Below are 23,176 nucleotides of genomic sequence, written 5' to 3'. Positions count from 1 at the left end.
GGTGCTGACGCTTCCCCCCATCCTCACGCATGCCGAGGCCGCAGGTTTTGCCCGCGGCCTGAAGCAGGCTGTGCTATCCCAGCCGGCCGGGGTGGTGGCGGACGCCGGCGCACTCAAGGAATTTGATTCCTCCGCGCTGGCCGTGCTGCTGGAGTGCCGGCGCGAAGCGCTGGCCGCCGGCAAGGACTTTTCGGTAGCGGGCCTGCCGCCCCGCCTGCGCCAGTTGGCGGGCCTTTATGGCGTTGCCGAACTGATTCCGGCCGCCCAGGCCTGACGCTTCACTCGCAACCAGCCGCCATTGGCCCTCAAGGCGATCCCGCCAAGGGCATTGCACGGCGCGCCCGGTTGAAAAACAGCATCCGCCCTTAAAATGGCGGGCTCATGCCAGCGATCTCATTCCAGTCCGTCTCCAAAACCTACTCCTCCGCGCGAAATCAGACGGGTCCCGTCGTCAAGGCGCTTGACGACGTCAGTTTCGATATCCGGCAGGGCGAATTTTTTGGCTTGCTGGGCCCCAACGGCGCCGGAAAAACCTCCCTCATCAGCATATTGGCCGGCCTGTCGCGCGCCAGCGGCGGCAGCGTCAAAGTACACGGCCGCGACGTGCTGACCGACTATGCCAACGCCAGGCGCAAGCTCGGCGTGGTGCCGCAAGAACTGGTGTTCGACCCCTTCTTCTCGGTGCGCGAGGCGCTACGCATCCAGTCCGGCTATTTCGGCATCAAGCACAACGACGACTGGATCGACGAGCTGCTGGTCAGCCTGGGCCTGGCCGACAAGGCCAATGCCAATATGCGCCAGCTCTCGGGCGGCATGAAGCGCCGGGTGCTGGTGGCGCAGGCGCTGGTGCACAAACCGCAGGTCATCGTGCTCGATGAGCCCACCGCCGGCGTCGACGTCGAACTGCGCCAGACTCTGTGGCAGTTCATCGCCAAACTCAACAAGCAGGGCAGCACCGTGCTGCTGACCACGCATTACCTCGAAGAGGCCGAGGCCTTGTGCAGCCGTATCGCCATGCTCAAGCAGGGGCGGGTGGTGGCGCTGGCGCAGACCTCCGAACTGCTCAAGGCGGCGTCTTCCAATGTGCTGCGCTTCAAGATCGACAGCGAACTGCCCACGCATCTCGCTGTGCAGGCTCGCATCACCGGCCGTATCGTGCAATTCCCGGCGCACAACGCGAACGAAATTGAACAATACCTCGCGGCCATCCGCGAGGCGGGACTGGTGGCCGAAGACGTTGAAATCCGCAAAGCCGACCTCGAAGACGTGTTCCTCGACGTCATGAACAAGAAGCCCGCTGGCGATGGTGCTGCCGTGGCGGTAGACCTCGCGAAAGTAGCAACATGACCGGCTGGCAAACCCTGCTCTACAAGGAAACCCTGCGCTTCTGGAAGGTCGGTTTCCAGACGGTGGGCGCGCCGGTGCTGACCGCCGTGCTCTACATGCTGATCTTCGGCCACGTGCTGCAAGACCAGGTCAAGGTTTACAACCAGGTCAGCTACACCGCCTTCCTGGTGCCCGGCCTGGTGATGATGAGCGTGCTGCAGAACGCCTTCGCCAACAGCTCTTCCTCGCTGATCCAGAGCAAGATCATGGGCAGCCTGGTGTTTGTGCTGCTCACGCCGCTGTCGCACTGGCACTGGTTTTTCGCCTATGTGGGCTCCTCGGTCGCGCGCGGCCTGCTGGTGGGCATGGGCGTGTTCGCCGTCACCGTGTTTTTCGGCCAGCCGGCTTTTGTAGCGCCGCTGTGGATCGTGCTGTTCGCGGTGCTGGGCGCCGCCATGCTGGGCGCGCTGGGCGTGATCGCCGGCCTGTGGTCCGAGAAGTTCGACCAGATGGCGGCCTTCCAGAACTTCGTCATCATGCCGATGACCTTCCTGAGCGGTGTGTTTTACTCGATCCACTCGCTGCCGCCTTTCTGGCAGAAGGTCAGCCACCTGAACCCCTTCTTCTACATGATCGACGGTTTCCGCTACGGCTTTTTCGGCGTCAGCGACGTCTCGCCGTGGCTGAGCCTGGGCATCGTGGCGACGGCCCTGCTGGCTGTCAGCGCCATCGCCGTCAACCTGCTGCGGACCGGCTACAAAATACGGCACTGACTGAGCACAAAACATGACCAGCGAAGAACTCCAATCCATCATCGCCGCGGGCCTGCCCTGCGAGCACCTCGAGCTGTCGGGCGACGGCCGCCACTGGTATGCCACCGTGGTCTCCAGCGCCTTTGAAGGCCAGCGCCTGATCCAGCGCCACCAGAAGGTCTACGCCACACTGGGCGGCCGCATGCAGACCGACGAAGTGCATGCGCTGTCGATGAAAACCTACACGCCGGCCGAATGGGCCAATAACAACAGCAACGCGAACTGAACAAACATGGACAAACTACTCATCAAGGGCGGCAAGCCGCTGGCAGGCACGGTCGAAATTTCAGGCGCCAAGAATGCCGCGCTGCCCGAGCTCTGCGCCGCGCTGCTGACGGCCGACGACGTCACGCTGCGCAACGTGCCGCGCCTGCAGGACGTGGCCACCATGCTCAAGCTGGTCCGCAACATGGGTGTCGAGGCCGAACGCGGCGACGACGGCACGGTGCGCATCAACGCCGGCAAGCTCAGTTCGCCCGAGGCGCCCTACGAACTGGTCAAGACCATGCGCGCCTCCGTGCTGGCCCTGGGCCCGCTGCTGGCGCGCTTCGGCGAAGCCACGGTCTCGCTCCCGGGCGGCTGCGCCATCGGCTCGCGCCCGGTGGACCAGCACATCAAGGGTTTGCAGGCCATGGGCGCCGAGATCGCCGTGGAGCACGGCTACATGCTGGCCAAGCTGCCGGCCGGCCCGAATGGCGAAAGAGGGCGCCTGAAGGGCACCAGCATCACCACCGACATGGTGACCGTCACCGGGACCGAAAACTTCCTGATGGCCGCCAGCCTGGCCGAGGGTGAGACCATCCTGGAAAACGCGGCCCAGGAGCCGGAAATCGGCGACCTGGCCGAAATGCTCATCAAGATGGGCGCGAAGATCGAGGGCCACGGCACGCGCCGCATCCGCATCCAGGGCGTGGAGCGCCTGTACGGCTGCACCCACCAGGTAGTAGCCGACCGCATCGAGACCGGCACTTTTCTGTGCGCCGTGGCAGCCGCCGGCGGCGACGTCGTGCTCAAGCACGGCCGCGCCGACCACCTCGACGCCGTGATCGACAAGCTGCGCGAAGCCGGTGCCATCGTGACGGCGGGCGAGGGTTTTATCCGCATCCAGGCCAGCGGCCGCATGAAGGCGCAATCCTTCCGCACCACCGAGTACCCCGGCTTCCCCACCGACATGCAGGCCCAGTTCATGGCGCTTAATGCCATCGCGCTGGGCAGCAGCACGGTGACCGAGACGATCTTCGAGAACCGCTTCATGCACGTCAACGAGATGGTGCGCCTGGGCGCCAAAATCCAGATCGAAGGCAAGGTCGCGGTGATGGAGGGCGTCGAAAAGCTGTCCGGCGCCACCGTCATGGCCACCGACCTGCGCGCCTCCGCCAGCCTGGTGATCGCCGGCCTGGTGGCCGAAGGCGAAACCCTGGTGGACCGCATCTACCACCTGGACCGCGGCTACGACCAGATGGAAGCGAAATTGCGCGGCATCGGCGCAGACATAGAACGGGTCAAAGCATGATCACCTTAGCGCTCTCCAAGGGCCGCATCTTCGACGACATCCTGCCGTTGCTCAAAAGCGCCGGCATCGAGGTGCTGGACGATCCCGAAAAATCCCGCAAGCTGATCCTGGACACCAACCAGCCCGGCGTGCGCGTGGTGCTGGTGCGCGCCACCGACGTGCCCACCTATGTGCAGTACGGCGGCGCCGACATCGGCGTGGTCGGCAAGGACACCCTGCTCGAGTCCGGCAGCCAGGGCCTGTACCAGCCGCTTGATTTGCAGATCGCCAAATGCCGCATCAGCGTGGCCGTGCGCGAGGGGTTTGACTACGCCGCCGCCGTGCGCCAGGGTTCGCGCCTGAAAGTTGCCACCAAATACGTGGCGATCGCGCGCGACTTCTTCGCCACCAAGGGCGTGCACGTCGACCTGATCAAGCTCTACGGCAGCATGGAACTCGCGCCGCTCACGGGCCTGGCCGACGCCATCGTCGATCTGGTCTCCACCGGCAGCACGCTCAAGGCCAACCACCTGGTAGAAGTGGAGCGCATCATGGACATCAGCTCGCACCTGGTGGTGAACCAGACCGCGCTCAAGCTCAAGCAGGCGCCGATACGCCAGCTCATAGACGCCCTTTCGGCCGCCACGGCCTCCTCGCGAAAATCCTGACCCATGAAGCCGACCGCCGCACCCGCCCGCCTGTCCACTGTTTCCGCCAACTTTGAGGCCGAATTCGAGGCGCGCCTGCATTGGTCCGCCGACACCGACGCCGCCATCGAGCAGCGCGTGGCCGACATCCTGGCCGACGTGCAGCAGCGTGGCGATGCGGCGGTGCTGGAATACACCGCGCGCTTTGACGGCCTGGAGGCGGCCGTCATGGGCCAGCTGGAACTCACGCAGGCCGAGCTGAAGGCCGCATTCGATGCGATTCCCGCCGCCCAGCGCGATGCGCTCGAAGCCGCCGCGCGCCGTGTGCGCAGCTACCACGAGGCCCAAAAGAAGGCCAGTGGCGAAAGCTGGAGCTACCGCGACGAAGACGGCACCCTGCTGGGCCAGAAGGTCACGCCGCTGGACCGCGTCGGCATCTATGTGCCCGGCGGCAAGGCGGCTTACCCTTCGTCGGTGCTGATGAACGCCATCCCCGCCCACGTGGCCGGCGTCGGCGAGATCATCATGGTCGTGCCCACGCCCAAAGGCGAGAAAAACGCGCTGGTGCTGGCCGCCGCCTACGTGGCCGGCGTGACTCGCGCTTTCACCATTGGCGGCGCCCAGGCCGTGGCCGCGCTGGCCTACGGCACGCAGACCGTGCCCAAGGTCGACAAGATCACCGGCCCCGGCAATGCCTACGTCGCCAGCGCCAAGAAGCGCGTCTTCGGCACGGTGGGCATAGACATGATCGCCGGCCCCTCGGAAATCCTGGTGCTGGCCGACGGCAGCACGCCGGCCGATTGGGTCGCCATGGACTTGTTCAGCCAGGCCGAACATGACGAGCTCGCCCAAAGCATCCTGCTGTGCCCCGACGCCGCCTATATCGACGCCGTGCAGGCCGCCATAGATCGCCTGCTGCCCGAAATGCCGCGCGCCGAGATCATCGCCAAGTCCCTGAGCGGGCGCGGCGCGCTGATCCACACGCGCAGCATGGAAGAGGCCTGCGCGATCAGCAACCGCATCGCACCCGAACACCTGGAAGTCTCCAGCCGCGACCCGCACAAGTGGGAGCCGCTGCTCAAGCACGCCGGCGCCATCTTCCTGGGCGCCTACACCAGCGAATCGCTGGGCGACTATTGCGCAGGCCCCAACCACGTGCTGCCCACCAGCGGCACGGCGCGTTTCAGCTCGCCGCTGGGCGTGTACGACTTCCAGAAGCGTTCCAGTCTGATCGAGGTCAGCGAAGCCGGCGCCCAGGTGCTAGGCAAGATCGCCGCCGAATTGGCCTACGGCGAAGGCCTGCAGGCGCATGCGCGGGCGGCCGAGATGCGGCTGAAATAAGGCTTTAAATTACACGAAATTCGTGCAACACGAAATTCGTGTAAACTTCAGGCCATGAAGAACGTCACCATCACCGTCGACGATGCCGCCCTGGAGTGGGCACGCATCGAGGCGGCGCGGCGCAATACCAGCGTTTCGCGCCTGGTGGGCGAGATGCTGGCCGAGAAGATGCAGCGGACCGACGCCTACCAGCGCGCCATGCACGACTGGCAAAACAAGGACCGGCTGTGGGTGTCCGACGGCCAGCCCTATCCCAGACGTGTCGACCTGGATGAGGCCGGCGCATGAGCGAGGCTTCGAACAACGTTTTTGTCGACGCCAGCATCCTGGTCTACAGCGAAGACGGCGCCGACCCGGCCCGGCAACAAGCCGCGCTGGCCTGGCTGACCGTGCTGTGGCGACGCGGGCTGGGCCGCACCAGTACGCAGGTGCTCAACGAGTTTTACCTGCTGGCCACGCGCAAGATCCAGCCACCCATGCCCGCGGGCGATGCGCGCGCTGAAGTGCGCCGCTATGCGCTCTGGCAGCCCTGGTTAACCGACCACGCCACCGTTGAATCTGCCTGGGCGGTGGAGAGCCGCTACGGCCTGGATTACCGGGACAGCCTGGTCGTCGCGGCGGCCCAGCATCTGGGTTGCCGCTACCTGCTCAGCGAAAACCTGGCCCATGAGCAGCACTACGGCGGTGTCCAGGTGATCAATCCTTTTAAAACCGGCGTTGAACTGTTGGAGCCCCTTGCATGACCCTGCCTGCCCCTCTGTTGGATAACAAGCTCAAAAAACTGATACGCCAGGACGTGCAGTCCATGCACGCCTACGCCATCCAGGACTCTGCCGGCATGGTCAAGCTTGACGCCATGGAAAATCCGCATCGCTTGCCCATGGCGCTGCAGGCCAGGCTGGGCCAGCGCCTGGGCGCGTTGGCGCTGAACCGCTATCCCGACGGCCGGGTCAACGACCTTCGCAAGGCACTGGCCGACTACGCGTGTATGCCCGAGGGCTTCGACATCATGCTGGGCAACGGCTCGGACGAACTGATCTCGCTGCTGGCTATGGCCTGCGACGTGGAAGGCGGCTCCATACTGGCGCCCCTGCCGGGCTTTGTGATGTACGCCATGAGCGCCCAGCTGCAGGGCCTGAAATTCATCGGCGTGCCGCTGACGGCCGACTTTGAGCTGGACGAAGCCGCCATGCTGGCCGCCATCCAGGAGCACCAGCCCTCCATCATCTACCTGGCCTATCCGAACAACCCCACGGCCAACCTGTGGGACGACGCGGTGATCGAGAAGATCGTCGAAGCCGCGCCGGGGCTGGTCGTGATGGACGAGGCCTACCAGCCGTTCTCGAGCAAAAGCTACATCGACCGCATTGCCAGGCACGGCCACGTGCTGCTGATGCGCACCCTGAGCAAGTTCGGGCTGGCCGGCGTGCGCATCGGTTACATGATGGGCCCCAAGGCCCTGATTGCCGAGGTCGACAAGGTGCGCCCGCCCTACAACATCAGCGTGCTGAATTACGAATGCGCGCTGTTCGCGCTGGAGCACCAGGCCGAATTCGCCGCCCAAGCCGAGGCGCTGGTGGCCCAGCGTGCCGTGCTGATGGACGCGCTGGCCGGCATGGCTGCCAAGGGCGTCAAAGCCTGGAAAAGCGACGCCAACATGATCCTGGTGCGGGTGCCCGATGCGGCCAGGGCCTTCGAAGGCATGAAATCGCACAAGGTGCTGGTTAAAAACGTTTCTAAAATGCATCCATTGCTGGCCAATTGTTTGCGCCTGACGGTCGGCACCGCGGACGAGAACGCGCAAATGCTGGCGGCGCTTGAAAAATCCCTATGACTACCCCCACACCTGTTTCCACCGTTCCCCTGGCACCCAGGACGGCCGAAGTTTCGCGCAACACGGCGGAGACCCAGATCACCGTCAAGCTCAACCTGGACGGCACCGGCAAGGCCAGCCTGTCCACGGGCATAGGCTTTTTCGACCACATGCTGGACCAGATCGCCCGCCACGGGCTGATCGACCTGGACATCCAGGCCAAGGGCGACCTGCACATCGACGGCCACCACACGGTGGAAGACGTGGGCATCACGCTGGGCCAGGCCGTGGCCAAGGCCGTGGGCGACAAGAAAGGCCTGCGCCGTTACGGCCACGCCTATGTGCCGCTCGATGAGGCGCTGTCGCGGGTGGTGGTCGATTTTTCGGGCCGCCCGGGCCTGGAGATGCACGTGCCCTTCAAGAGCGGCATGATCGGCACCTTCGACAGCCAGCTGGCCTACGAGTTCTTCCAGGGTTTTGTGAACCATGCCTTCGTGACCTTGCACATCGACAACCTCAAGGGTGAAAACGCCCACCACCAGGCCGAGACCGTGTTCAAGGCCTTTGCCCGCGCGCTGCGCATGGCGCTGGAGATAGACCCGCGCGCGGCCGGTGTGATCCCTTCGACCAAGGGCTCGCTTTAAGCTTCTTCCCAAAGCCGCCGCGCCGAAACCCACCTTTGTTTTTGGCATCGCCCCCTGACAATGGGCGCCGGCAGCCCTTAAATTCACAGCCAACCCTTCTTGAACCCCTGATGGCAAAACCCAAAACAGTGGCCGTGGTCGACTACGGCATGGGCAACCTGCACTCTGTCTCGCAGGCCGTGCGCCATGTGGCGGCGGGCAGCGGCTTTGAGGTGCTGGTCACCTCCAAAGCCGAAGACGTCATGAACGCCGAGCGCATTGTGCTGCCCGGCCAGGGCGCCATTGCCGACTGCATGCGTGAGCTCGCCGATTCCGGCATGCTGGAGTCGGTGCTGCACGCGGCGGCCCACAAACCGCTGTTCGGCGTCTGTGTGGGCATGCAAATGCTGCTGAGCCACAGCGACGAAGGCCAGCCCGGCGACGGCGGTGCCGGCACCCCCGGCCTGGGGCTGATTCCCGGCCAGGTCGTCAAGTTCGAACTGGCGGGCAGGGCACAGCCTGACGGGAGCCGCTACAAGGTACCCCAGATGGGCTGGAACCAGGTTTACCAAAATGGTGCGGGCACGGCACCCCACCCGGTCTGGGCCGGCGTGCCCGACGGCGCCTACTTTTACTTCGTGCACAGCTTTTATGCCCGCCCGTCGGATGCGCGCCACATCGCCGGCGAGGCCGATTACGGCGCGCGCTTCGCGGCGGCGATTGCACGCGATAATATTTTTGCCACCCAGTTCCACCCCGAGAAAAGCGCCGACCACGGGCTGGCCCTGTACCGCAATTTCCTGCACTGGAACCCGTAGCCACTCACAGCCGCCTTGGGTCAGACCCGGTATCGGGGCTTCCCGCTTTTTGTTACCCTGAGCACCCGTTTTCTTTTTTTACCGTCTTTTTTACCGCCACATGCTACTCATCCCCGCGATTGACCTGAAAGACGGTCACTGCGTCCGCCTCAAACAGGGCGACATGGATCAATCCACCATCTTCAGCGAAGACCCGGCCGCCATGGCGCGCAGCTGGGTCGACAAGGGCGCGCGGCGCCTGCACCTGGTGGACCTGAACGGCGCCTTCGCGGGCAAGCCCAAGAACGAGGCGGCCATCAAGCAGATCCTGGCCGAGGTGGGCAGCGAAATCGACGTGCAGCTGGGTGGCGGCATCCGCGACCTGGACACCATCGAGCGCTACCTCGACGCCGGCCTGCGCTACGTCATCATCGGCACGGCCGCCGTCAAGAACCCAGGTTTCCTGCAGGATGCTTGCACCGCCTTCGGCGGCCACATCATCGTCGGCCTGGACGCCAAGGACGGCAAGGTCGCTACCGACGGCTGGAGCAAGATGACCGGCCATGAAGTCATAGACCTGGGCAAAAAATTCCAGGACTACGGCGTCGAATCCATCATCTACACCGACATCGGCCGCGACGGCATGCTGACCGGCATCAACATCGATGCCACCGTCAAGCTGGCCCAGGCGCTGACGATTCCGGTGATCGCCTCCGGCGGCCTTTCGAACATGGCCGACATCGAGAAGCTTTGCGAAGTCGAGGACGAGGGTGTGGAAGGCGTGATCTGCGGGCGCTCGATTTATAGCGGTGATCTTGATTTCGAAAAAGCGCAGGCTAGGGCAGATGAATTGAATGGCTAGGAGTGTCTACAGACATCCCCAAGCACCGCCAGACGCACTGAACCCAAATGCTCGCTAAAAGAATCATCCCTTGCCTCGACGTCACCGGCGGTCGCGTCGTGAAGGGCGTCAATTTCACCCAGTTGCGTGACGCGGGCGATCCGGTGGAAATCGCCGCGCGCTACAACGAGCAGGGCGCCGACGAGTTGACCTTTCTCGACATCACGGCCACCAGCGACGGGCGCGACCTGATTTTGCCCATCATCGAGGCCGTGGCCTCGCAGGTCTTCATTCCCCTGACGGTGGGCGGCGGTGTGCGCACCGTCGAAGACGTGCGCCGCCTGCTCAATTCCGGGGCCGACAAGACCAGCTTCAACTCGGCCGCCATCGCCAATCCGCAGGTGATCGCCGACGCGTCGGCCAAGTACGGCTCGCAATGCATCGTGGTGGCGATTGATGCCAAGCGCCGCAATGCGGAAGACGAAAAACGCCTGACCCCCGCCGGCGAACCCGTGGGCCCGGGCTGGGACGTCTACAGCCATGGCGGGCGCAAAAACACCGGCCTGGACGCCGTGGCTTGGGCCACCGACATGGCACGGCGCGGCGCCGGTGAGATTTTGCTGACCAGCATGGACCGCGACGGCACCAAGTCGGGCTTCGACCTGGCCCTGACCCGCGCGGTGAGCGATGCCGTCAGCGTGCCGGTGATCGCCTCGGGCGGCGTCGGCAACCTGGAACACTTGGCCGACGGCGTGCAGACGGGCGGCGCCGATGCAGTGCTGGCCGCCAGCATTTTTCATTACGGCGAATACACGGTGCAGCAGGCGAAGCAGCATATGGCTGAACGGGGTATCCCCGTGAGGATGACGTAACCCCCGTCGAATAGGCGCAACCCCCGTCGGACGCTCACTGCGTGTAGCGCCTTCCCCCCTGCCGGGGCGATATCTGCGGTCCGGCAAAGCCGGTCCCGCGATATCCTTGCTTTAGTGTCTCCTTCCAAATCCGTGACAATTGCCTCATGACCCAAAATTGGCTTGACGACATCAGCTGGGACGACAAGGGTTTGATCCCGGTCATTGCACAGGAAGCCTCCAGCGGCGATGTGCTCATGTTCGCCTGGATGAACCGCGAGGCCTTGCAAAAAACCGCCGAGCTGGGCCAGGCGGTGTATTTCAGCCGCTCGCGCGGGCGTCTCTGGCACAAGGGCGAGGAATCCGGCAACCAGCAAACGGTGCATGAAATCCGCCTGGACTGCGACAACGACGTGATCCTGCTCAAGGTGACTCAGCTGGGTCACACGCCGGGCATCGCCTGCCACACGGGCCGTCACAGCTGCTTTTTCAGTGTGTATAAAGACGGCCGGTGGGTAGTGACCGAGCCGGTCCTGAAAGACCCGACAAGCATGTATAAACAGACTCCCGGCAAACATGACCACGAATGACTCCCTCCAGCGCCTGGCGCTCATCATCGAAAGCCGCAAAGCGGCCAACGGCGGAGACCCGGACAAAAGTTATGTGGCGCGCCTGTTGCACAAGGGCCCCGACGCCTTTTTGAAGAAAATCGGCGAGGAGGCCACCGAAACCGTGATGGCCGCCAAGGACATTGACTGTGCGCTGGCCCAGGGCGGTGCGTCGGACGAGCTCAAGGGCAAGCTGGTCGGTGAAGTCGCCGACCTGTGGTTTCACAGCCTGATCGCGCTGGCGCACTACGGCCTGAGCCCGGCCGACGTGATCGCCGAACTGGAGCGCCGCGAAGGCACCAGCGGCATCGAGGAAAAAGCGCTGCGCAAGGCCCAGCATCGCGACGCGGCTGAAAAACCGTGAGCGCGCGCCGGCCGCCGATTTCACTTTTGACTTCACCGTGACAGGAAGCTGACCCATGGAAACCGATCTGGCCGAATTCGAAGGCAAGAACCCCAACGACCGCGTTGTCATGCACGTGCTGTACGGCCTGCACACGCTGGCCTGGTTCAGCGGCGGCGTGTTTGCGGTGATCGCCCTGATCGTCAACTACATACGCCGCGCCGAAGAGTCCGACCCGCTCTACATCGACCACCACAATTACATGATCCGCACCTTCTGGTGGACGCTGGGCTGGCTGGTGCTGCTGTCGCCGCTGTGGCTGCTGTTTGTGTTCCCGGGTTTTATCGCCTACGTAGTCGTGTGGTTCTGGTACCTGTACCGCTGCGTGCGCGGCTGGATGCGCTTCAACAGCCATCGCCCCACTTAAGTCCTTCCAAGCTGACCAAGCCATGAACCATTCCGATAATTGCATTTTCTGCAAGATCGCCGCAGGCGCCATCCCCAGCCGCAAGGTCTATGAGGACGACGAATTGTTCGCTTTTCACGACATCAACCCCTGGGCGCCGGTGCATTTCCTGGTCATCCCCAAAGCGCATATCCCGTCCATGGCGCAGGTGGGTCCCGAACACGCCGCGCTGCTGGGCCGCATGATGGTGCTGGCGCCCAAGCTGGCGATTGAGCAGGGCTGCAATCCCTACCCGGAAGGCGGCTACCGTATCGTGACAAATACCGGTGCCGAAGGCGGGCAGGAAGTGCATCATTTGCACTTTCACGTCATAGGTGGCCCCCGCCCTTGGCTGAAAGGTTAGATCGAGGAGCAAAGGGAACCCCGGCGCCAGCAAGCGCACTAACCCGGTAGGGCAATGTGTGTAATCAGCGTCCTGACAGGCCGGGCCTTTAGAATCAAGCCAGTTCCGTGCAAACCGGCAATTTCGCATTTACCTGCACTTACACATCTCAATTCCAGACTAGGAGTAAATCATGGGTGGACTTTCCATTTGGCACTGGTTGATCGTGCTGTTGATCGTGGTGATGGTTTTTGGCACCAAAAAGTTGAAGAACATGGGCAGCGACCTCGGTGGTGCGGTCAAGGGTTTCAAGGACGGCATGAAGGACGGCAGCCAGCCTCCCGCCGACGTTCCTGTGCCGCCTGCAAGTGTCACGACGAACGCCCAGGCCTCGGACAAAACGACCATCGACGTCGAAGCTCGCCAGAAATCGTAATTCAGGCCTGACATTCAGTGATTGACCTCGGCATTTCCAAAATGGCGCTGATAGGCGCCGTGGCGCTGATCGTCATCGGCCCGGAAAAGCTGCCGCGCGTGGCGCGCACCGTGGGCATGTTGCTGGGCAAGGCCCAGCGTTATGTGGCCGACGTCAAAAACGAGGTCAACCGCTCCATGGAGCTGGACGAACTCAAGAAGATGAAGGAAAGCGTCGAGGGCGCCGCCCGCGACGTCGAGAATTCCATCCAGACCAATGCCAGCGACTTCGAGAAGTCCTGGGCCGAGGCCACGGGCGAGCCGTCCTCAGGCGCCTTGCCGGGCATGGAAATTTTCCCTGAGTACAAGCACCCGAAAAAGAAGTGGCGGCTCAAGCAGGGCGCGACACCCCAGTGGTACAAGGCCCGTTCCGGCGTGCGCACCCGCGCGCAGTCGGGGGCAGCCCGCGTGGCACGTTTCCGTCCGCAGCCGGGCCGCCTGTCTTGAGCCTTCCTGCTGACCTTCTGTTTTTTGCGCATCCCACGGCGCCACCCACCCAGCGCAAACTTCCTTCATGAGCGATCCCAACACCGACAAGCCCGACGAACTCGCGGGCACTGAGCAGCCCTTTGTGCAGCACCTGATGGAGCTGCGCGACCGGATGATCAAGGCGGTGGTTGCCATCGGCATCGCCGCCGCCGTGCTGGCGTTTTTCCCCGGTGCCAGTGCCCTCTATGACCTGATGGCCGCGCCGCTGGTGGCAACCCTGCCCCAGGGCTCCAAGCTGATCGCCATCAGCGTGATCACGCCCTTCGTGGTGCCGATCAAGATTCTGTTCATGGCAGCCTTCATGATCGCGCTGCCGGTGGTGCTTTATCAGGTATGGGCTTTCGTCGCGCCCGGCCTGTATTCGCACGAGAAAAAACTGGTCATGCCGCTGGTGATCTCCAGCACGCTGCTGTTTTTTATCGGTGTGGCGTTTTGTTATTTCGTCGTGTTCGGGCAGGTGTTTCATTTCATCCAGAGTTTTGCGCCCAAGTCCATCATCGCCACGCCTGACATCGAGGAATACCTGAGCTTCGTGCTGGGCATGTTCCTGGCCTTCGGGCTGGCCTTTGAGGTGCCGATCGCGGTGATCCTGCTCGTGCGCATGGGCGTGCTCACCGTGGCTCAACTGCGCGAATACCGTGGGTACTTCTGGGTGGCGGCCGCCATCGGCACCGCATTGGTCACGCCGCCGGACGCGGGCTCGATGATCATGCTGCTGGGTGTTGTCGGAGGCCTCTATGAAGTGGGCATCCTCGCGGCCCTGCTCTTCGTCAAGCACACCAAGCCGCCCGAAACCGACGGCGACGCCGAAGCGGCCAAATCCTGAAACGGCCGCCGGCAGCCTAACGCTGCTGCTGTGCCCTGGGCCGCTGGCGCTTGCCGGGCGTGACGGCGATTTCGGTCTGCTTGTCCTTGCGCAGCACCGTCAGCGGGGCGGGGGTGCCGGGCTTGAGGGCAGCCACGGCGGTCAGCAACTGGCTCACATTGCGCACACCCTTGCCATCCACCGCGGTGATCACGTCGCCCGGCTGTATGCCGGCCTGCGCGGCGGGGCCGTTTTGCAGCACGCCGGTGATGATGACGCCGCCGTCCCTGGCCGCCGCGGGCTTGAGGCCGAAGGTCTCGGCCAGCTCGGGGTTCAGGTCCTGCGGCTCCACGCCTATCCAGCCGCGCGTGACCTGGCCGTCCTTCACGATGCCTTCAAGCACCTGTTTGGCGGTGGACACCGGAATGGCGAAGCCTATGCCCATGGAGCCGCCCGAGCGCGAGTAGATCGCGGTGTTGATGCCCATCAGGTTGCCGTTCACGTCGACCAGCGCGCCGCCCGAGTTGCCGGGGTTGATGGCCGCGTCGGTCTGGATGAAGTTCTCAAAGGTGTTGATGCCCAGCTGGTTGCGCCCCAGCGCGCTCACGATGCCGCCGGTGACGGTCTGGCCCACGCCGAAGGGGTTGCCAATGGCCATCACCGGGTCGCCCACCTGCAATGCGTCGGAGTTGCCCAGCACGATGACGGGCAGCTTGTCCAGGTCGATCTTGAGGATGGCCAGGTCGGTGTCGGGGTCGGTGCCTATGACCTGGGCCTTGGCCTTGCGCGTGTCGTTGAGGATGACCTCGATGTCGTCGGCGCCCTCGACCACATGGTTGTTGGTCAGGATGTAGCCGCTGGCGCTGATGATCACGCCGCTGCCCAGCCCGCCTTGCGGCTCGTTGGGGCTCTGGTCGCCGAAGAAAAACTTGAACCACGGGTCTTCGGCGTGCGGGTTCCTGGCGGCGGCCTTGCTGGTGTTGATGCTGACGACGGCTGCGGAAGCGGTTTTGGCGGCCGAGGCAAAACCGCCGGCGGCGCCCGGGCTGCGCGGTGCGCTACCGGCGGGAGCCTCGATCACGGAGACACCGGGCGTGTTGCCGCGATCCAGCCACTGTGGCTTGAGCGTGGCCACCACAAAATAGGCGGCCAGCAGGACGGTCACCGTTTGGGAAAAAAGAAGCCAGGTACGTTTCATGAAGCGATGGGGCGGGTGCGGCGCGGGGTGCGGGGAACAAACAGGTGTGAAGCCAGGGGCCTGGCCGGGGAGCGGCCGGGTGATGAAGTTTATCGCTTCGGGTCCCCGGCCGCTTGTAAGCAAGCATGCCGCTTTGCTCCGGTACCATGTTTCCGGGCGGCTGCCAGGCCGCGCCGCGGGACTGGCCGGAACAGCCGTCCCGGAATCAACAACCATAACGGAGGCGACATTCATGCATCAATGTTCAAGGCGGACCTGGCTTGCGCGCGGCGCGGCCGTAATGGCGGCGGGTTCGGCGGGGCTGGCGTTGCCGGTCCTGGCCGCGCCCACCGCGACGAAATTTCCGGCCAGCCTGGTGGTGCAGGGCACGGCGCTGCAGCTCAACGGCGCCGGCACACGCTTCAAGGCCATTTTCCAGGTCTACGACATGGCCATGTACACGAGCCGCAAGGTGGCGTCGGCCGATGAGGCGATGAAGCTGGGCACGCCCATCCGCCTGGCATTCGTGGCGCTGCGGGAAGTCTCCGGCACCGACCTCGGCCGGCTCTTCCTGCGCGGCATGGCCGACAACTCCAGCCGCGATGCGGTCAGCCGCCATTCGGTGTCGAGCAACCGGCTGATCGACATCTTCTCGGGCCGCAGCAAGCTGATGCCCGGCGATTCCTTTGCGATGGAGTTCGTTCCGGGCAAAGGCACCAGCTTTTTCATCGTCGAGCAGCCGCAGGGTGCGCCGGTCGGCGACGCGGAGTTCTTCCGCATGGTGCTGGGCATCTGGCTGGGCTCCGTGCCGGCCGACTTCATGCTGAAGGACGCCCTGCTGGGCCTCGAAAAAAACTGAGCGCCCTGAGACAATCGGGCCATGAACACCACACGACAGGACTTGCTGCAGGCCTTTGACGCGCTTTTGCAGCCCGCGCGCTTCAAGGACTACGGCCCCAACGGCCTGCAGGTCGAGGGCAAGCCTGAAGTCCACACGATCGTCTCCGGCGTCACCGCCAGCCTGGCGCTGATAGAGGCGGCGGTGGCCGCGCGGGCCGATGCCATTTTTGTGCACCACGGCCTGTTCTGGCGCGGCCAGGATGGCCGCGTCACGGGATGGATGAAGCAGCGCCTGGCATTGCTGTTGGCCCATGACATCAATCTCTATGCCTACCACCTGCCGCTGGATGCGCATCCCGAACTGGGCAACAACGCGCAACTGGGCCTGCAACTGGGGTTGGCCGCCAGCGGGCGCTTCGGCGAGCAGGACCTGGGCTTTATGGGGGAGCGCGCCGACGGCGGCCGTTTTGCCGACACCGCTGCGCTGGCGGCGCATGTGCAGCAAGTGCTGAAGCGGCCGGTCGTCCAGGCCGGGCCGGCGCAGAAAGCCATCCACCGCATCGCCTGGTGCACCGGCGGCGCACAGGGTTATTTCGAGGCGGCGATCGCCGCGGGCGCCGACGCCTTCATCACGGGTGAGATTTCCGAGCCGCAAGCGCATTACGCGCGCGAGATGGGCGTGGCCTTCATCGCCTGCGGCCACCACGCCTCCGAGCGCTACGGCGCGCCGGCGGTGGCGGGACAGGTCGCGGCGCAGCTGGGCCTGGCCCACCAGTTCATCGATATCGACAACCCGGCCTGAGCTCCGTCCGCAGCGGCCGGGTCAGGCCGGTTTGTGGCGCGGCCGGCCGGCCCGGGGCGGCTTGATGCCGGCGGTTTTCGGGCTTTTCGGGGTTTTCGTGGTTTGGGGCCGTGAAGCCGCCTTCGGCACGGCGTCGCGCAGGGCGCGCCAGCTGGAGCCCAGTTCGGCATGTTCCACCGGCACGGCGGTGCGGCTTTCCGGGTCCAGCAGCGCCGCGCGGGAGCGCATCGCGCGAGCGGCCTCAGCAACCGACTGCGCTTCGTGCAGCAGCTGGTCCACGTCCTTGCCCGCGGCCGACAGGTGGACGATGCCGACGGCGATGTCCGGCGAGATCCGGATGTGCCGGCCGTCCAGCGAGGCCACGTCCAGGGGGCGGCGCAGGCTGGTGGCCACACGCAGGCCCAGCGTGCGTATCCAGCGCGGCGAGTGCATGGTCTCCAGCAGCACCACGAAGCAGCGGTCGTAGTAGCGCCCCGCCGGGTTCACGGTGCCGGTGTGGCGTTGCATGCGGCGCGCCAGCTGGATGTAAATGTCGTTGAGGCCTGCCTGGCCTATTTGCGGCAGCAAGCGCTCGGGCTCGAACAGCAGCACGGCCATCAGGGCGCCGTCGCGCCGGGTGCGCTGGCGACGATGCTGCGCGCGAATGATTTTCTGCACCATGGCCACGCCATCGTAGAGCTGCGTGATGGGGTCGCGCCGCGACACCTCGCCCTGCATCATCTGCCGGATCTGGTGGTTGCGCAGCCAGAGCATCGCGGCGGTGATGAGTACGCTGAGCAGCGCCGCCAGCGCCACGCCGGCCTGCAGCAGCAGCGGCGGCCGCGTGGTATTCAGCGCCATCCCATAAAGGCCGATCTGCGCGGGCAGGGTGAGCAGGCAGCCAAGGGCCAGGCCCCAGGCCATACGGTCGCCCAGTTGCGTGGCGCGCACCGACAGCCAGAGCACCACCGACAGGTTGGCGATCGCCAGCGCGCCGGAGACCGGCAGGCGCCATTCAGGCGCGAGCAGCAGGCACAGCGGCCCGCCCGCCAGGCACACCAGGGTCATCGCCAGCAGGCTGACTTTCATCAGGTGGTCGCGCTGGTGGGCCGACAGCCACTGGCTGGCGCCGTAGCTGCCCATGGCCGCGCACAGCGGCCCGGCCAGGACCTGCGCCATGGCCAGCGGGTCTTGCGTGTCAGGCCAGATGGCGGCGGGCAGCCCGCTGAGCAGCAGCACCACCACCCAGCACAAGGCCAGGTAGGCCAGCGTCTGTGAGGCGGCGCGCGTGCGGCTGTAAAAGGTATCGGCCAAGGCCAGCAGGACCACCAGGCCGAGCGCGCCGGCGGCCGCGCTCCACAGCACCATGTCGGCGTCGGGCATCAGCAGGTGGACGGCCGCATTCATGGCCGGCTCAGCACTGCGGGCAAGGGCCCGCCGGCCGCTGCGCTATGGTTTGCGCCAAAATACCCCAAGAATGCATCTGCCCGAACCCCTCGTGTTTTTTTGCCAGCCGCGGCGTCGTGCCGCCCGCGGGCATACCCATTTTTTCGCGATTATGGTCCGTCCTGCCGCGGAATGCACCCTGCCGCTGGAATTCGCCGTATTACGGCGGGGGATGCGTTGTGGCTAAGCCCTTGCTCATCACCATGGGTGACCCGGCCGGCATAGGCCCGGAAATCATCGCAAAAGCTTTTCGCGAGGCGCCCGCCGACCTGGCCGGCTGTGCCGTGGTGGGCGACGTGGCCACGCTGCGCCGCGCCGCCGCGCTGACCGCATCCCCGCTGGCGCTCCCGGTGGCGCAACTGGGCAGTCTGTCCGGGCTGCCCGGCGTGCCGCCGCGCTGCATCCCTGTGCTGCAACAGTGCGCGCTGCCGGGCCTTGTTCCTTATGGACAGGTCAGCGCCACGGCCGGCCAGGCCGCGGCCGACTGCATCGTCTGGGCGGCGCGCCGCGTACTGGCCGGCGAGGCCGCGGCACTGGTGACCGCGCCCATCCACAAGGAGGCCCTGGCCGCCGCCGGTGGCTGGGCGGCGGGTTTTCCGGGCCACACCGAAATGCTGCAGGCCGAGGCGGCCGCGTTTCTGGGCAAAGCCGTGGGTGAGGTGCCGGTGCGCATGATGCTGGCCAATGACGAGTTGCGCACCGTGCTGGTCAGCATCCACATGTCGCTCAGGCACGCCATTGAGGCCGTGACTTTTGACAATGTGCTGCAAACCCTGCGCATCACGCACGGCGCCGTGGCAGCCAGCCTGGGGCGCGCGCCGCGCATCGCGGTAGCGGGGCTCAACCCCCATGCCGGCGAAGGCGGGCTGTTCGGCCATGAGGAGCAGGCCATCATCGCCCCGGCCATCGCCGCCGCCCGCGCGGAAGGTCTCGATGTGAGCGGCCCCTTCGCGCCCGACACGGTGTTCATGCGCGCGCGCCAGGCCGCCGGCAAGCCCGGCGAGTTTGACGTGGTGGTCGCGATGTACCACGACCAGGGGCTGATCCCGGTCAAGTACTTGGGGGTGGAGCAGGGGGTCAACGTCACGCTGGGACTGCCGCTGGTGCGGACCAGTCCCGACCACGGGACGGCTTTCGACATCGCGGGCAGCGGTCGTGCCGACGCTTCCAGCCTGCTGGCCGCCGTGCGCATGGCGCGCCGGCTTGCGGCTTGCTGACGCCTATCGGCCTGCGTTACGGCCTATTTTTTGAGGCTGTCGCGGATCTCGCGCAGTAGCACGATGTCTTCGGGGGTTGCCGCGGGCGCCGGCGCGGCTTCGTGGCTGCGCTTGAGGCGGTTGATCTGCTTGACCATCAGGAAAATGATGAAGGCCAGGATGACGAAGTTGACCGCGACGGTGATGAAGTTGCCATAGGCGAAGACCGGCACGCCGGCTTTCTTCAGCGCGTCCAGCGTGGTGGCCGTGCCCGGCGGCACCGTCCCCAGCACCACGAACAGGTTGGAAAAATCCAGCTTACCGAAGAGGGCGCCGACGAGCGGGAGTATCAGGTCGCTGACGACCGAGTCCACGATCTTGCCGAAGGCCGCGCCAATGATCACGCCGACGGCCAGGTCGACCACGTTGCCCTTGACGGCAAATTCCTTGAATTCCTGCATCATTCCCATGAAGTCTCTCCTCTTGTTGGAAAAAACATTATCAAGGCTGGGCCTGCCGGCGCGGCCCGCGCGCGGGCCCGGCTTGAAACAAAGTATGTGCAATCTGGATGGTGCTTAAAAAACAGGCAGACAGCACGCCGCGGCGTAGCTTCGGGCCACCGGGATACGGCCGCTTGCCTTGAAAACCGGCATCGCGCTCCGCTACAATTGCGGGTTGACCCCACTATGCCTATTTCAAGCCAGTTCTTGAAGGACTCTCATGACCCAAGCAAGCGAAGCAAGCGTGAATGGTGTGCCGCACGGCGCTCCCGTAGACAAAGATAAAAGAAACTGGCTGGTGACCACCTGTGCGGTGGGCGGCGCAGGCGCCCTCGCCACCGCTGTTCCCTTTGTCAGCACGTTCCAGCCCTCCGAAAAAGCCAAAGCCGCCGGCGCCGCCGTCGAAGTCGATATTTCCGATGTCAAGCCCGGTGAAAAAATCACGGTGGAATGGCGCGGCAAGCCGGTCTGGATCATCAAACGCACGCCCGCACAGCTCGCCGAACTGCCCAAGGTCGATGCCCTGCTGGCCGATCCCAAGTCCGAGCGCAAGCCCGACGAACTGACCCCCGCCTACGCCCGCAACGAAAACCGCTCCATCAAGCCCGAAACGCTGGTCGTCGTCGGCATCTGCTCGCACCTGGGTTGCTCCCCTTCCGACAAGTTCCAGCCCGGCGCGCAGCCTTCGTTGCCCGACAACTGGGCCGGCGGCTTCCTGTGCCCCTGCCACGGCTCAACCTTCGACATGGCCGGCCGCGTCTACAAGAACAAGCCCGCGCCCGACAACCTCGAGGTCCCTCCGCACATGTACCTGTCAGACACCCGGTTGCTGATTGGTGAAGACAAAAAGGCCTGAAGGCGCTTTGTTCCCCGAGCTCCTTCACAAGACCCTGTAGCCAGCGCCAGATAGCCGCCGACACCCAGACGCAGCTATCCGGCGCTTGCCAAAGAACCCCACCGAACCAGGATCAGTTATGGCTGAATTCAAAGAAATTTCCCCCGATGCCCCGCTCGCCGCCAAGGCGATGAACTGGGTCGACAACCGGTTTCCCGCCAGCAAGCTCTACAAAGAGCACATGAGCGAGTACTACGCACCGAAGAACTTCAACTTCTGGTACATCTTCGGCTCGCTGGCCATGCTGGTGCTGGTCATCCAGATCGTGACCGGCATCTTCCTGACGATGAACTACAAGCCCGACGCCGCCCTGGCTTTCGGCTCGGTCGAATACATCATGCGCGACGTCCCCTGGGGCTGGCTGATCCGCTACATGCACTCGACGGGCGCTTCGGCCTTCTTCGTGGTGGTGTACCTGCACATGTTCCGCGGCCTGCTCTACGGCAGCTACCGCAAGCCGCGCGAGCTGGTCTGGATTTTCGGCTGCGCGATTTTCCTGTGCCTGATGGCCGAAGCCTTCATGGGCTACCTGTTGCCATGGGGCCAGATGAGCTACTGGGGCGCCCAGGTGATCGTCAACCTGTTTGCCGCGATTCCCTTCATCGGTCCTGACCTCGCGCTGCTGATCCGCGGCGACTACGTGGTGGGCGACGCCACGCTGAATCGCTTCTTCGCGTTCCACGTGATCGCCGTGCCGCTCGTGCTGCTGGGCCTGGTGGCCGCGCACATCATCGCGCTGCACGAAGTCGGCTCCAACAACCCCGACGGCGTCGAGATCAAAGGCCCCAACGCACCGAAAGACGCGCAAGGCCATCCGCTGGACGGCATCCCCTTCCACCCGTACTACACGGTGCACGACATCTTCGGCGTGAGCGTCTTCCTGATGATCTTCTCGGCGATCATCTTCTTCGCTCCCGAATTCGGCGGCTACTTCCTCGAGTACAACAACTTCATCCCGGCCGATCCGCTGAAGACGCCGGCGCACATCGCCCCGGTCTGGTACTTCACGCCTTATTACTCGATGCTGCGTGCCATCACCAGCGAGATGATCTATGCATTGATCGCCTGCGTGATCGGCGCCGCGGCTTTCAGCATCTGGAAATTCCGCATGCCGGTGTTGCTGAAGGCGGTCATCGCCGGTGCGGCCGTCGTGGGCGCCGCGCTGCTGCTGTCCATCGATGCGAAATTCTGGGGTGTGGTCGTGATGGGCGGCGCCGTGGTAATCCTGTTCTTCCTGCCCTGGCTCGATCACAGCCCTGTCAAGTCGATCCGCTACCGCCCCGACTGGCACAAATACCTCTACGGCATTTTTGTCGTCAACTTCCTGGTGTTGGGCTACCTCGGCGTCCAGCCGCCATCGCCCATCGGTGAGCGCGTCTCCCAGGTCGGCACGCTGTTTTACTTCGGCTTCTTCATCCTGATGCCGTGGTGGAGCCGTGTAGGCACCCCCAAGACACCGCCGGACCGTCCTGTTTTCCACGGTCACTGAGAGTTGGAGATAAAAACGATGAAAAAGATTATTTTTGCGCTGGTTACCGCCTTTGGCCTTGTGGCCGGGGCACAGGCTTCGGAAGGCGGCATCGCCTGGGACAAGGCGCCCGACCGGACCAACGACCTGGGGTCCCTGCAAAACGGCGCCAGGCTGTTCGTCAATTACTGCCTGAATTGCCATTCCGCTGCCTTCATGCGTTTCAACCGCCTGAAAGACATCGGCCTGACCGACAAGGAAATCAAGGACAACCTGCTGTTCACCACTGAAAAAGTGGGCGACACCATGAAGGCCGCGATCGACCCGAAACAGGCCAAGGAATGGTTCGGCGGCAATCCCCCAGACCTCACCGTGATCGCACGCTCGCGCGCCGGCGCCGGCGGTACCGGCGCCGACTACCTCTACACTTACCTGCGCACCTACTATCGCGACGAAACCAAGGCCACGGGCTGGAACAACCTGGCTTTCCCCAGCGTTGCCATGCCGCATGTGCTGTGGGAATTGCAGGGCGTGCGGACGCCGGTGTTTGAAGACAAGGAAGAGCACGGCCACAAGGTCGCGATTTTCAAAGGTTGGAACCAGGTCACGCCCGGCACCATGACGCCGCTGCAGTACGACCAGGCCATGGGCGACCTCGTGGGCTACCTGCAGTGGATGGGTGAGCCGGCCCAGAACACCCGTATCCGTGTTGGTGTCTGGGTGCTGATTTTCCTTCTCGGCTTGACCTTTGTCGCCTGGCGCCTGAATGCGGCGTTCTGGAAAGACGTCAAGTAATTTTTCGCCGGGACCTTGTTCCCGGCAC

Annotated in this window: 30 protein-coding genes; 27 read left to right on the top strand and 3 right to left on the bottom strand. The window is 64.4% G+C overall.

Annotated elements, in window-relative coordinates; all coding sequences use genetic code 11:
• The first annotated feature begins 1 nt into the window (after position 1).
• The 21 genes from AC1D1F_RS05570 to tatC all read left to right on the top strand — a co-directional run bounded on the left by AC1D1F_RS05570 (position 2) and on the right by tatC (position 14,071).
• On the top strand, positions 2–274 hold the full coding sequence (locus AC1D1F_RS05570; protein ID WP_477652439.1) for an STAS domain-containing protein: 273 nt from the start codon (positions 2–4) through the stop codon (positions 272–274).
• Between the two features lie 107 nt (positions 275–381).
• Positions 382–1,347, top strand: coding sequence for an ABC transporter ATP-binding protein (locus tag AC1D1F_RS05565; RefSeq protein ID WP_477696941.1), 966 nt, complete (start codon positions 382–384; stop codon positions 1,345–1,347).
• Positions 1,344–2,099, top strand: coding sequence for an ABC transporter permease (locus AC1D1F_RS05560; protein WP_477677561.1), 756 nt, complete (start codon positions 1,344–1,346; stop codon positions 2,097–2,099). Before AC1D1F_RS05565 ends, AC1D1F_RS05560 begins: the two co-directional genes overlap by 4 nt.
• A 13-nt stretch (positions 2,100–2,112) precedes the next feature.
• Entirely contained in the window at positions 2,113–2,364 is a 252-nt protein-coding gene (locus tag AC1D1F_RS05555; RefSeq protein WP_477677560.1) for a BolA family protein, read from the top strand.
• Positions 2,365–2,370: 6 nt separating this feature from the next.
• Positions 2,371–3,651 carry a UDP-N-acetylglucosamine 1-carboxyvinyltransferase gene (gene murA / locus AC1D1F_RS05550; protein WP_477677559.1) on the top strand — a complete coding sequence of 427 codons (1,281 nt, stop codon included), beginning with the start codon at positions 2,371–2,373 and terminating at the stop codon, positions 3,649–3,651.
• Complete coding sequence (hisG, locus tag AC1D1F_RS05545; RefSeq protein WP_477677558.1) at positions 3,648–4,298, top strand: ATP phosphoribosyltransferase; 651 nt, start codon at positions 3,648–3,650, stop codon at positions 4,296–4,298. The genes murA and hisG overlap by 4 nt, the downstream gene beginning before the upstream one ends.
• Before the next feature lie 3 nt (positions 4,299–4,301).
• Positions 4,302–5,618 carry a histidinol dehydrogenase gene (hisD, locus tag AC1D1F_RS05540; RefSeq protein WP_477677557.1) on the top strand — a complete coding sequence of 439 codons (1,317 nt, stop codon included), beginning with the start codon at positions 4,302–4,304 and terminating at the stop codon, positions 5,616–5,618.
• A gap of 54 nt (positions 5,619–5,672) precedes the next feature.
• The gene (locus AC1D1F_RS05535) at positions 5,673–5,906 is read left to right on the top strand and encodes a CopG family transcriptional regulator (protein ID WP_436157475.1); all 234 of its coding nucleotides are present in this window, start codon (positions 5,673–5,675) and stop codon (positions 5,904–5,906) included.
• Positions 5,903–6,361, top strand: a complete 459-nt coding sequence (locus AC1D1F_RS05530; RefSeq protein ID WP_477677556.1) for a PIN domain-containing protein — start codon at positions 5,903–5,905, stop codon at positions 6,359–6,361. Before AC1D1F_RS05535 ends, AC1D1F_RS05530 begins: the two co-directional genes overlap by 4 nt.
• On the top strand, positions 6,358–7,452 hold the full coding sequence (gene hisC, locus AC1D1F_RS05525) for a histidinol-phosphate transaminase (protein WP_477677555.1): 1,095 nt from the start codon (positions 6,358–6,360) through the stop codon (positions 7,450–7,452). The genes AC1D1F_RS05530 and hisC overlap by 4 nt, the downstream gene beginning before the upstream one ends.
• Positions 7,449–8,075, top strand: coding sequence for an imidazoleglycerol-phosphate dehydratase HisB (gene hisB, locus AC1D1F_RS05520; protein ID WP_477677554.1), 627 nt, complete (start codon positions 7,449–7,451; stop codon positions 8,073–8,075). The genes hisC and hisB overlap by 4 nt, the downstream gene beginning before the upstream one ends.
• Positions 8,076–8,185: 110 nt before the next feature.
• The gene (gene hisH, locus AC1D1F_RS05515) at positions 8,186–8,872 is read left to right on the top strand and encodes an imidazole glycerol phosphate synthase subunit HisH (RefSeq protein WP_477677553.1); all 687 of its coding nucleotides are present in this window, start codon (positions 8,186–8,188) and stop codon (positions 8,870–8,872) included.
• A 100-nt stretch (positions 8,873–8,972) separates the two neighbouring features.
• The gene (gene hisA, locus AC1D1F_RS05510; protein ID WP_477677552.1) at positions 8,973–9,713 is read left to right on the top strand and encodes a 1-(5-phosphoribosyl)-5-[(5-phosphoribosylamino)methylideneamino]imidazole-4-carboxamide isomerase; all 741 of its coding nucleotides are present in this window, start codon (positions 8,973–8,975) and stop codon (positions 9,711–9,713) included.
• 47 nt (positions 9,714–9,760) lie between these two features.
• A complete protein-coding gene (gene hisF / locus AC1D1F_RS05505) occupies positions 9,761–10,564 on the top strand; it encodes an imidazole glycerol phosphate synthase subunit HisF (RefSeq protein WP_477677551.1) in 804 nt (267 codons plus the stop codon).
• Positions 10,565–10,710: 146 nt separating this feature from the next.
• A complete protein-coding gene (gene hisI, locus AC1D1F_RS05500) occupies positions 10,711–11,133 on the top strand; it encodes a phosphoribosyl-AMP cyclohydrolase (RefSeq protein ID WP_477696944.1) in 423 nt (140 codons plus the stop codon).
• A complete protein-coding gene (locus AC1D1F_RS05495) occupies positions 11,120–11,515 on the top strand; it encodes a phosphoribosyl-ATP diphosphatase (protein WP_477652452.1) in 396 nt (131 codons plus the stop codon). Before hisI ends, AC1D1F_RS05495 begins: the two co-directional genes overlap by 14 nt.
• 55 nt (positions 11,516–11,570) lie before the next feature.
• Positions 11,571–11,921 carry a DUF4870 family protein gene (locus AC1D1F_RS05490; protein ID WP_477696945.1) on the top strand — a complete coding sequence of 117 codons (351 nt, stop codon included), beginning with the start codon at positions 11,571–11,573 and terminating at the stop codon, positions 11,919–11,921.
• Between the two features lie 22 nt (positions 11,922–11,943).
• On the top strand, positions 11,944–12,303 hold the full coding sequence (locus AC1D1F_RS05485) for a histidine triad nucleotide-binding protein (protein ID WP_477678049.1): 360 nt from the start codon (positions 11,944–11,946) through the stop codon (positions 12,301–12,303).
• 172 nt (positions 12,304–12,475) lie between these two features.
• Entirely contained in the window at positions 12,476–12,718 is a 243-nt protein-coding gene (gene tatA / locus AC1D1F_RS05480) for a Sec-independent protein translocase subunit TatA (protein ID WP_477678048.1), read from the top strand.
• A gap of 17 nt (positions 12,719–12,735) precedes the next feature.
• The gene (tatB, locus tag AC1D1F_RS05475; protein WP_477678047.1) at positions 12,736–13,203 is read left to right on the top strand and encodes a Sec-independent protein translocase protein TatB; all 468 of its coding nucleotides are present in this window, start codon (positions 12,736–12,738) and stop codon (positions 13,201–13,203) included.
• A 67-nt stretch (positions 13,204–13,270) separates the two neighbouring features.
• Positions 13,271–14,071, top strand: a complete 801-nt coding sequence (gene tatC, locus AC1D1F_RS05470) for a twin-arginine translocase subunit TatC (protein ID WP_477678046.1) — start codon at positions 13,271–13,273, stop codon at positions 14,069–14,071.
• A 16-nt stretch (positions 14,072–14,087) separates the two neighbouring features.
• Here tatC and AC1D1F_RS05465 read toward each other — a convergent pair whose 3' ends face one another.
• A complete protein-coding gene (locus AC1D1F_RS05465; protein ID WP_477652458.1) occupies positions 14,088–15,248 on the bottom strand; it encodes a S1C family serine protease in 1,161 nt (386 codons plus the stop codon).
• Positions 15,249–15,480: 232 nt separating this feature from the next.
• On the opposite strand from AC1D1F_RS05465, the gene AC1D1F_RS05460 reads away from it, so the two are divergent.
• Complete coding sequence (locus tag AC1D1F_RS05460) at positions 15,481–16,086, top strand: chalcone isomerase family protein (RefSeq protein ID WP_477678045.1); 606 nt, start codon at positions 15,481–15,483, stop codon at positions 16,084–16,086.
• A gap of 21 nt (positions 16,087–16,107) precedes the next feature.
• The gene (locus tag AC1D1F_RS05455; RefSeq protein ID WP_477696947.1) at positions 16,108–16,869 is read left to right on the top strand and encodes a Nif3-like dinuclear metal center hexameric protein; all 762 of its coding nucleotides are present in this window, start codon (positions 16,108–16,110) and stop codon (positions 16,867–16,869) included.
• A gap of 21 nt (positions 16,870–16,890) precedes the next feature.
• On the opposite strand, the gene AC1D1F_RS05450 is transcribed toward AC1D1F_RS05455, so the two are convergent.
• Positions 16,891–18,255 (bottom strand): GGDEF domain-containing protein, encoded by a 1,365-nt coding sequence (locus tag AC1D1F_RS05450; protein WP_477696948.1) that lies wholly within the window; start codon positions 18,253–18,255, stop codon positions 16,891–16,893.
• A 242-nt stretch (positions 18,256–18,497) separates the two neighbouring features.
• Between AC1D1F_RS05450 and pdxA the strand changes: the two genes are divergently transcribed.
• On the top strand, positions 18,498–19,511 hold the full coding sequence (pdxA, locus tag AC1D1F_RS05445; protein WP_477696950.1) for a 4-hydroxythreonine-4-phosphate dehydrogenase PdxA: 1,014 nt from the start codon (positions 18,498–18,500) through the stop codon (positions 19,509–19,511).
• 23 nt (positions 19,512–19,534) lie between these two features.
• On the opposite strand, the gene mscL is transcribed toward pdxA, so the two are convergent.
• The gene (gene mscL / locus AC1D1F_RS05440) at positions 19,535–19,960 is read right to left on the bottom strand and encodes a large conductance mechanosensitive channel protein MscL (RefSeq protein ID WP_477696949.1); all 426 of its coding nucleotides are present in this window, start codon (positions 19,958–19,960) and stop codon (positions 19,535–19,537) included.
• A gap of 250 nt (positions 19,961–20,210) precedes the next feature.
• Here mscL and petA point away from each other — a divergent pair, with 250 nt between their 5' ends.
• The 3 genes from petA (at position 20,211) to AC1D1F_RS05425 (ending at position 23,148) form a co-directional block, all read left to right on the top strand.
• Positions 20,211–20,846, top strand: coding sequence for a ubiquinol-cytochrome c reductase iron-sulfur subunit (gene petA, locus AC1D1F_RS05435; protein ID WP_477652463.1), 636 nt, complete (start codon positions 20,211–20,213; stop codon positions 20,844–20,846).
• Between the two features lie 118 nt (positions 20,847–20,964).
• Positions 20,965–22,374 (top strand): cytochrome b, encoded by a 1,410-nt coding sequence (locus AC1D1F_RS05430; RefSeq protein ID WP_477700666.1) that lies wholly within the window; start codon positions 20,965–20,967, stop codon positions 22,372–22,374.
• An 18-nt stretch (positions 22,375–22,392) separates the two neighbouring features.
• Positions 22,393–23,148, top strand: coding sequence for a cytochrome c1 (locus AC1D1F_RS05425; RefSeq protein WP_477678840.1), 756 nt, complete (start codon positions 22,393–22,395; stop codon positions 23,146–23,148).
• Positions 23,149–23,176: the final 28 nt, after the last annotated feature.

Source organism: Polaromonas sp. P1_H6 (genome assembly GCF_056405195.1).
Note: the sequence above shows the minus strand (reverse complement) of the source record. Positions and strands in the feature narration are given on the sequence as shown.

What these genes read in the sequence shown, in the direction of transcription:
- AC1D1F_RS05565 (WP_477696941.1), top strand. Translation starts at nt 382, where the DNA reads ATGCCAGCGATCTCATTCCAGTCCGTCTCCAAAACCTACTCCTCCGCG.
- AC1D1F_RS05560 (WP_477677561.1), top strand. Translation starts at nt 1,344, where the DNA reads ATGACCGGCTGGCAAACCCTGCTCTACAAGGAAACCCTGCGCTTCTGG.
- AC1D1F_RS05555 (WP_477677560.1), top strand. Translation starts at nt 2,113, where the DNA reads ATGACCAGCGAAGAACTCCAATCCATCATCGCCGCGGGCCTGCCCTGC.
- murA (WP_477677559.1), top strand. Translation starts at nt 2,371, where the DNA reads ATGGACAAACTACTCATCAAGGGCGGCAAGCCGCTGGCAGGCACGGTC.
- hisG (WP_477677558.1), top strand. Translation starts at nt 3,648, where the DNA reads ATGATCACCTTAGCGCTCTCCAAGGGCCGCATCTTCGACGACATCCTG.
- hisD (WP_477677557.1), top strand. Translation starts at nt 4,302, where the DNA reads ATGAAGCCGACCGCCGCACCCGCCCGCCTGTCCACTGTTTCCGCCAAC.
- AC1D1F_RS05535 (WP_436157475.1), top strand. Translation starts at nt 5,673, where the DNA reads ATGAAGAACGTCACCATCACCGTCGACGATGCCGCCCTGGAGTGGGCA.
- AC1D1F_RS05530 (WP_477677556.1), top strand. Translation starts at nt 5,903, where the DNA reads ATGAGCGAGGCTTCGAACAACGTTTTTGTCGACGCCAGCATCCTGGTC.
- hisC (WP_477677555.1), top strand. Translation starts at nt 6,358, where the DNA reads ATGACCCTGCCTGCCCCTCTGTTGGATAACAAGCTCAAAAAACTGATA.
- hisB (WP_477677554.1), top strand. Translation starts at nt 7,449, where the DNA reads ATGACTACCCCCACACCTGTTTCCACCGTTCCCCTGGCACCCAGGACG.
- hisH (WP_477677553.1), top strand. Translation starts at nt 8,186, where the DNA reads ATGGCAAAACCCAAAACAGTGGCCGTGGTCGACTACGGCATGGGCAAC.
- hisA (WP_477677552.1), top strand. Translation starts at nt 8,973, where the DNA reads ATGCTACTCATCCCCGCGATTGACCTGAAAGACGGTCACTGCGTCCGC.
- hisF (WP_477677551.1), top strand. Translation starts at nt 9,761, where the DNA reads ATGCTCGCTAAAAGAATCATCCCTTGCCTCGACGTCACCGGCGGTCGC.
- hisI (WP_477696944.1), top strand. Translation starts at nt 10,711, where the DNA reads ATGACCCAAAATTGGCTTGACGACATCAGCTGGGACGACAAGGGTTTG.
- AC1D1F_RS05495 (WP_477652452.1), top strand. Translation starts at nt 11,120, where the DNA reads ATGACCACGAATGACTCCCTCCAGCGCCTGGCGCTCATCATCGAAAGC.
- AC1D1F_RS05490 (WP_477696945.1), top strand. Translation starts at nt 11,571, where the DNA reads ATGGAAACCGATCTGGCCGAATTCGAAGGCAAGAACCCCAACGACCGC.
- AC1D1F_RS05485 (WP_477678049.1), top strand. Translation starts at nt 11,944, where the DNA reads ATGAACCATTCCGATAATTGCATTTTCTGCAAGATCGCCGCAGGCGCC.
- tatA (WP_477678048.1), top strand. Translation starts at nt 12,476, where the DNA reads ATGGGTGGACTTTCCATTTGGCACTGGTTGATCGTGCTGTTGATCGTG.
- tatC (WP_477678046.1), top strand. Translation starts at nt 13,271, where the DNA reads ATGAGCGATCCCAACACCGACAAGCCCGACGAACTCGCGGGCACTGAG.
- AC1D1F_RS05465 (WP_477652458.1), bottom strand. Translation starts at nt 15,248, where the DNA reads ATGAAACGTACCTGGCTTCTTTTTTCCCAAACGGTGACCGTCCTGCTG.
- AC1D1F_RS05460 (WP_477678045.1), top strand. Translation starts at nt 15,481, where the DNA reads ATGCATCAATGTTCAAGGCGGACCTGGCTTGCGCGCGGCGCGGCCGTA.
- AC1D1F_RS05455 (WP_477696947.1), top strand. Translation starts at nt 16,108, where the DNA reads ATGAACACCACACGACAGGACTTGCTGCAGGCCTTTGACGCGCTTTTG.
- AC1D1F_RS05450 (WP_477696948.1), bottom strand. Translation starts at nt 18,255, where the DNA reads ATGAATGCGGCCGTCCACCTGCTGATGCCCGACGCCGACATGGTGCTG.
- pdxA (WP_477696950.1), top strand. Translation starts at nt 18,498, where the DNA reads ATGGGTGACCCGGCCGGCATAGGCCCGGAAATCATCGCAAAAGCTTTT.
- mscL (WP_477696949.1), bottom strand. Translation starts at nt 19,960, where the DNA reads ATGGGAATGATGCAGGAATTCAAGGAATTTGCCGTCAAGGGCAACGTG.
- petA (WP_477652463.1), top strand. Translation starts at nt 20,211, where the DNA reads ATGACCCAAGCAAGCGAAGCAAGCGTGAATGGTGTGCCGCACGGCGCT.
- AC1D1F_RS05430 (WP_477700666.1), top strand. Translation starts at nt 20,965, where the DNA reads ATGGCTGAATTCAAAGAAATTTCCCCCGATGCCCCGCTCGCCGCCAAG.
- AC1D1F_RS05425 (WP_477678840.1), top strand. Translation starts at nt 22,393, where the DNA reads ATGAAAAAGATTATTTTTGCGCTGGTTACCGCCTTTGGCCTTGTGGCC.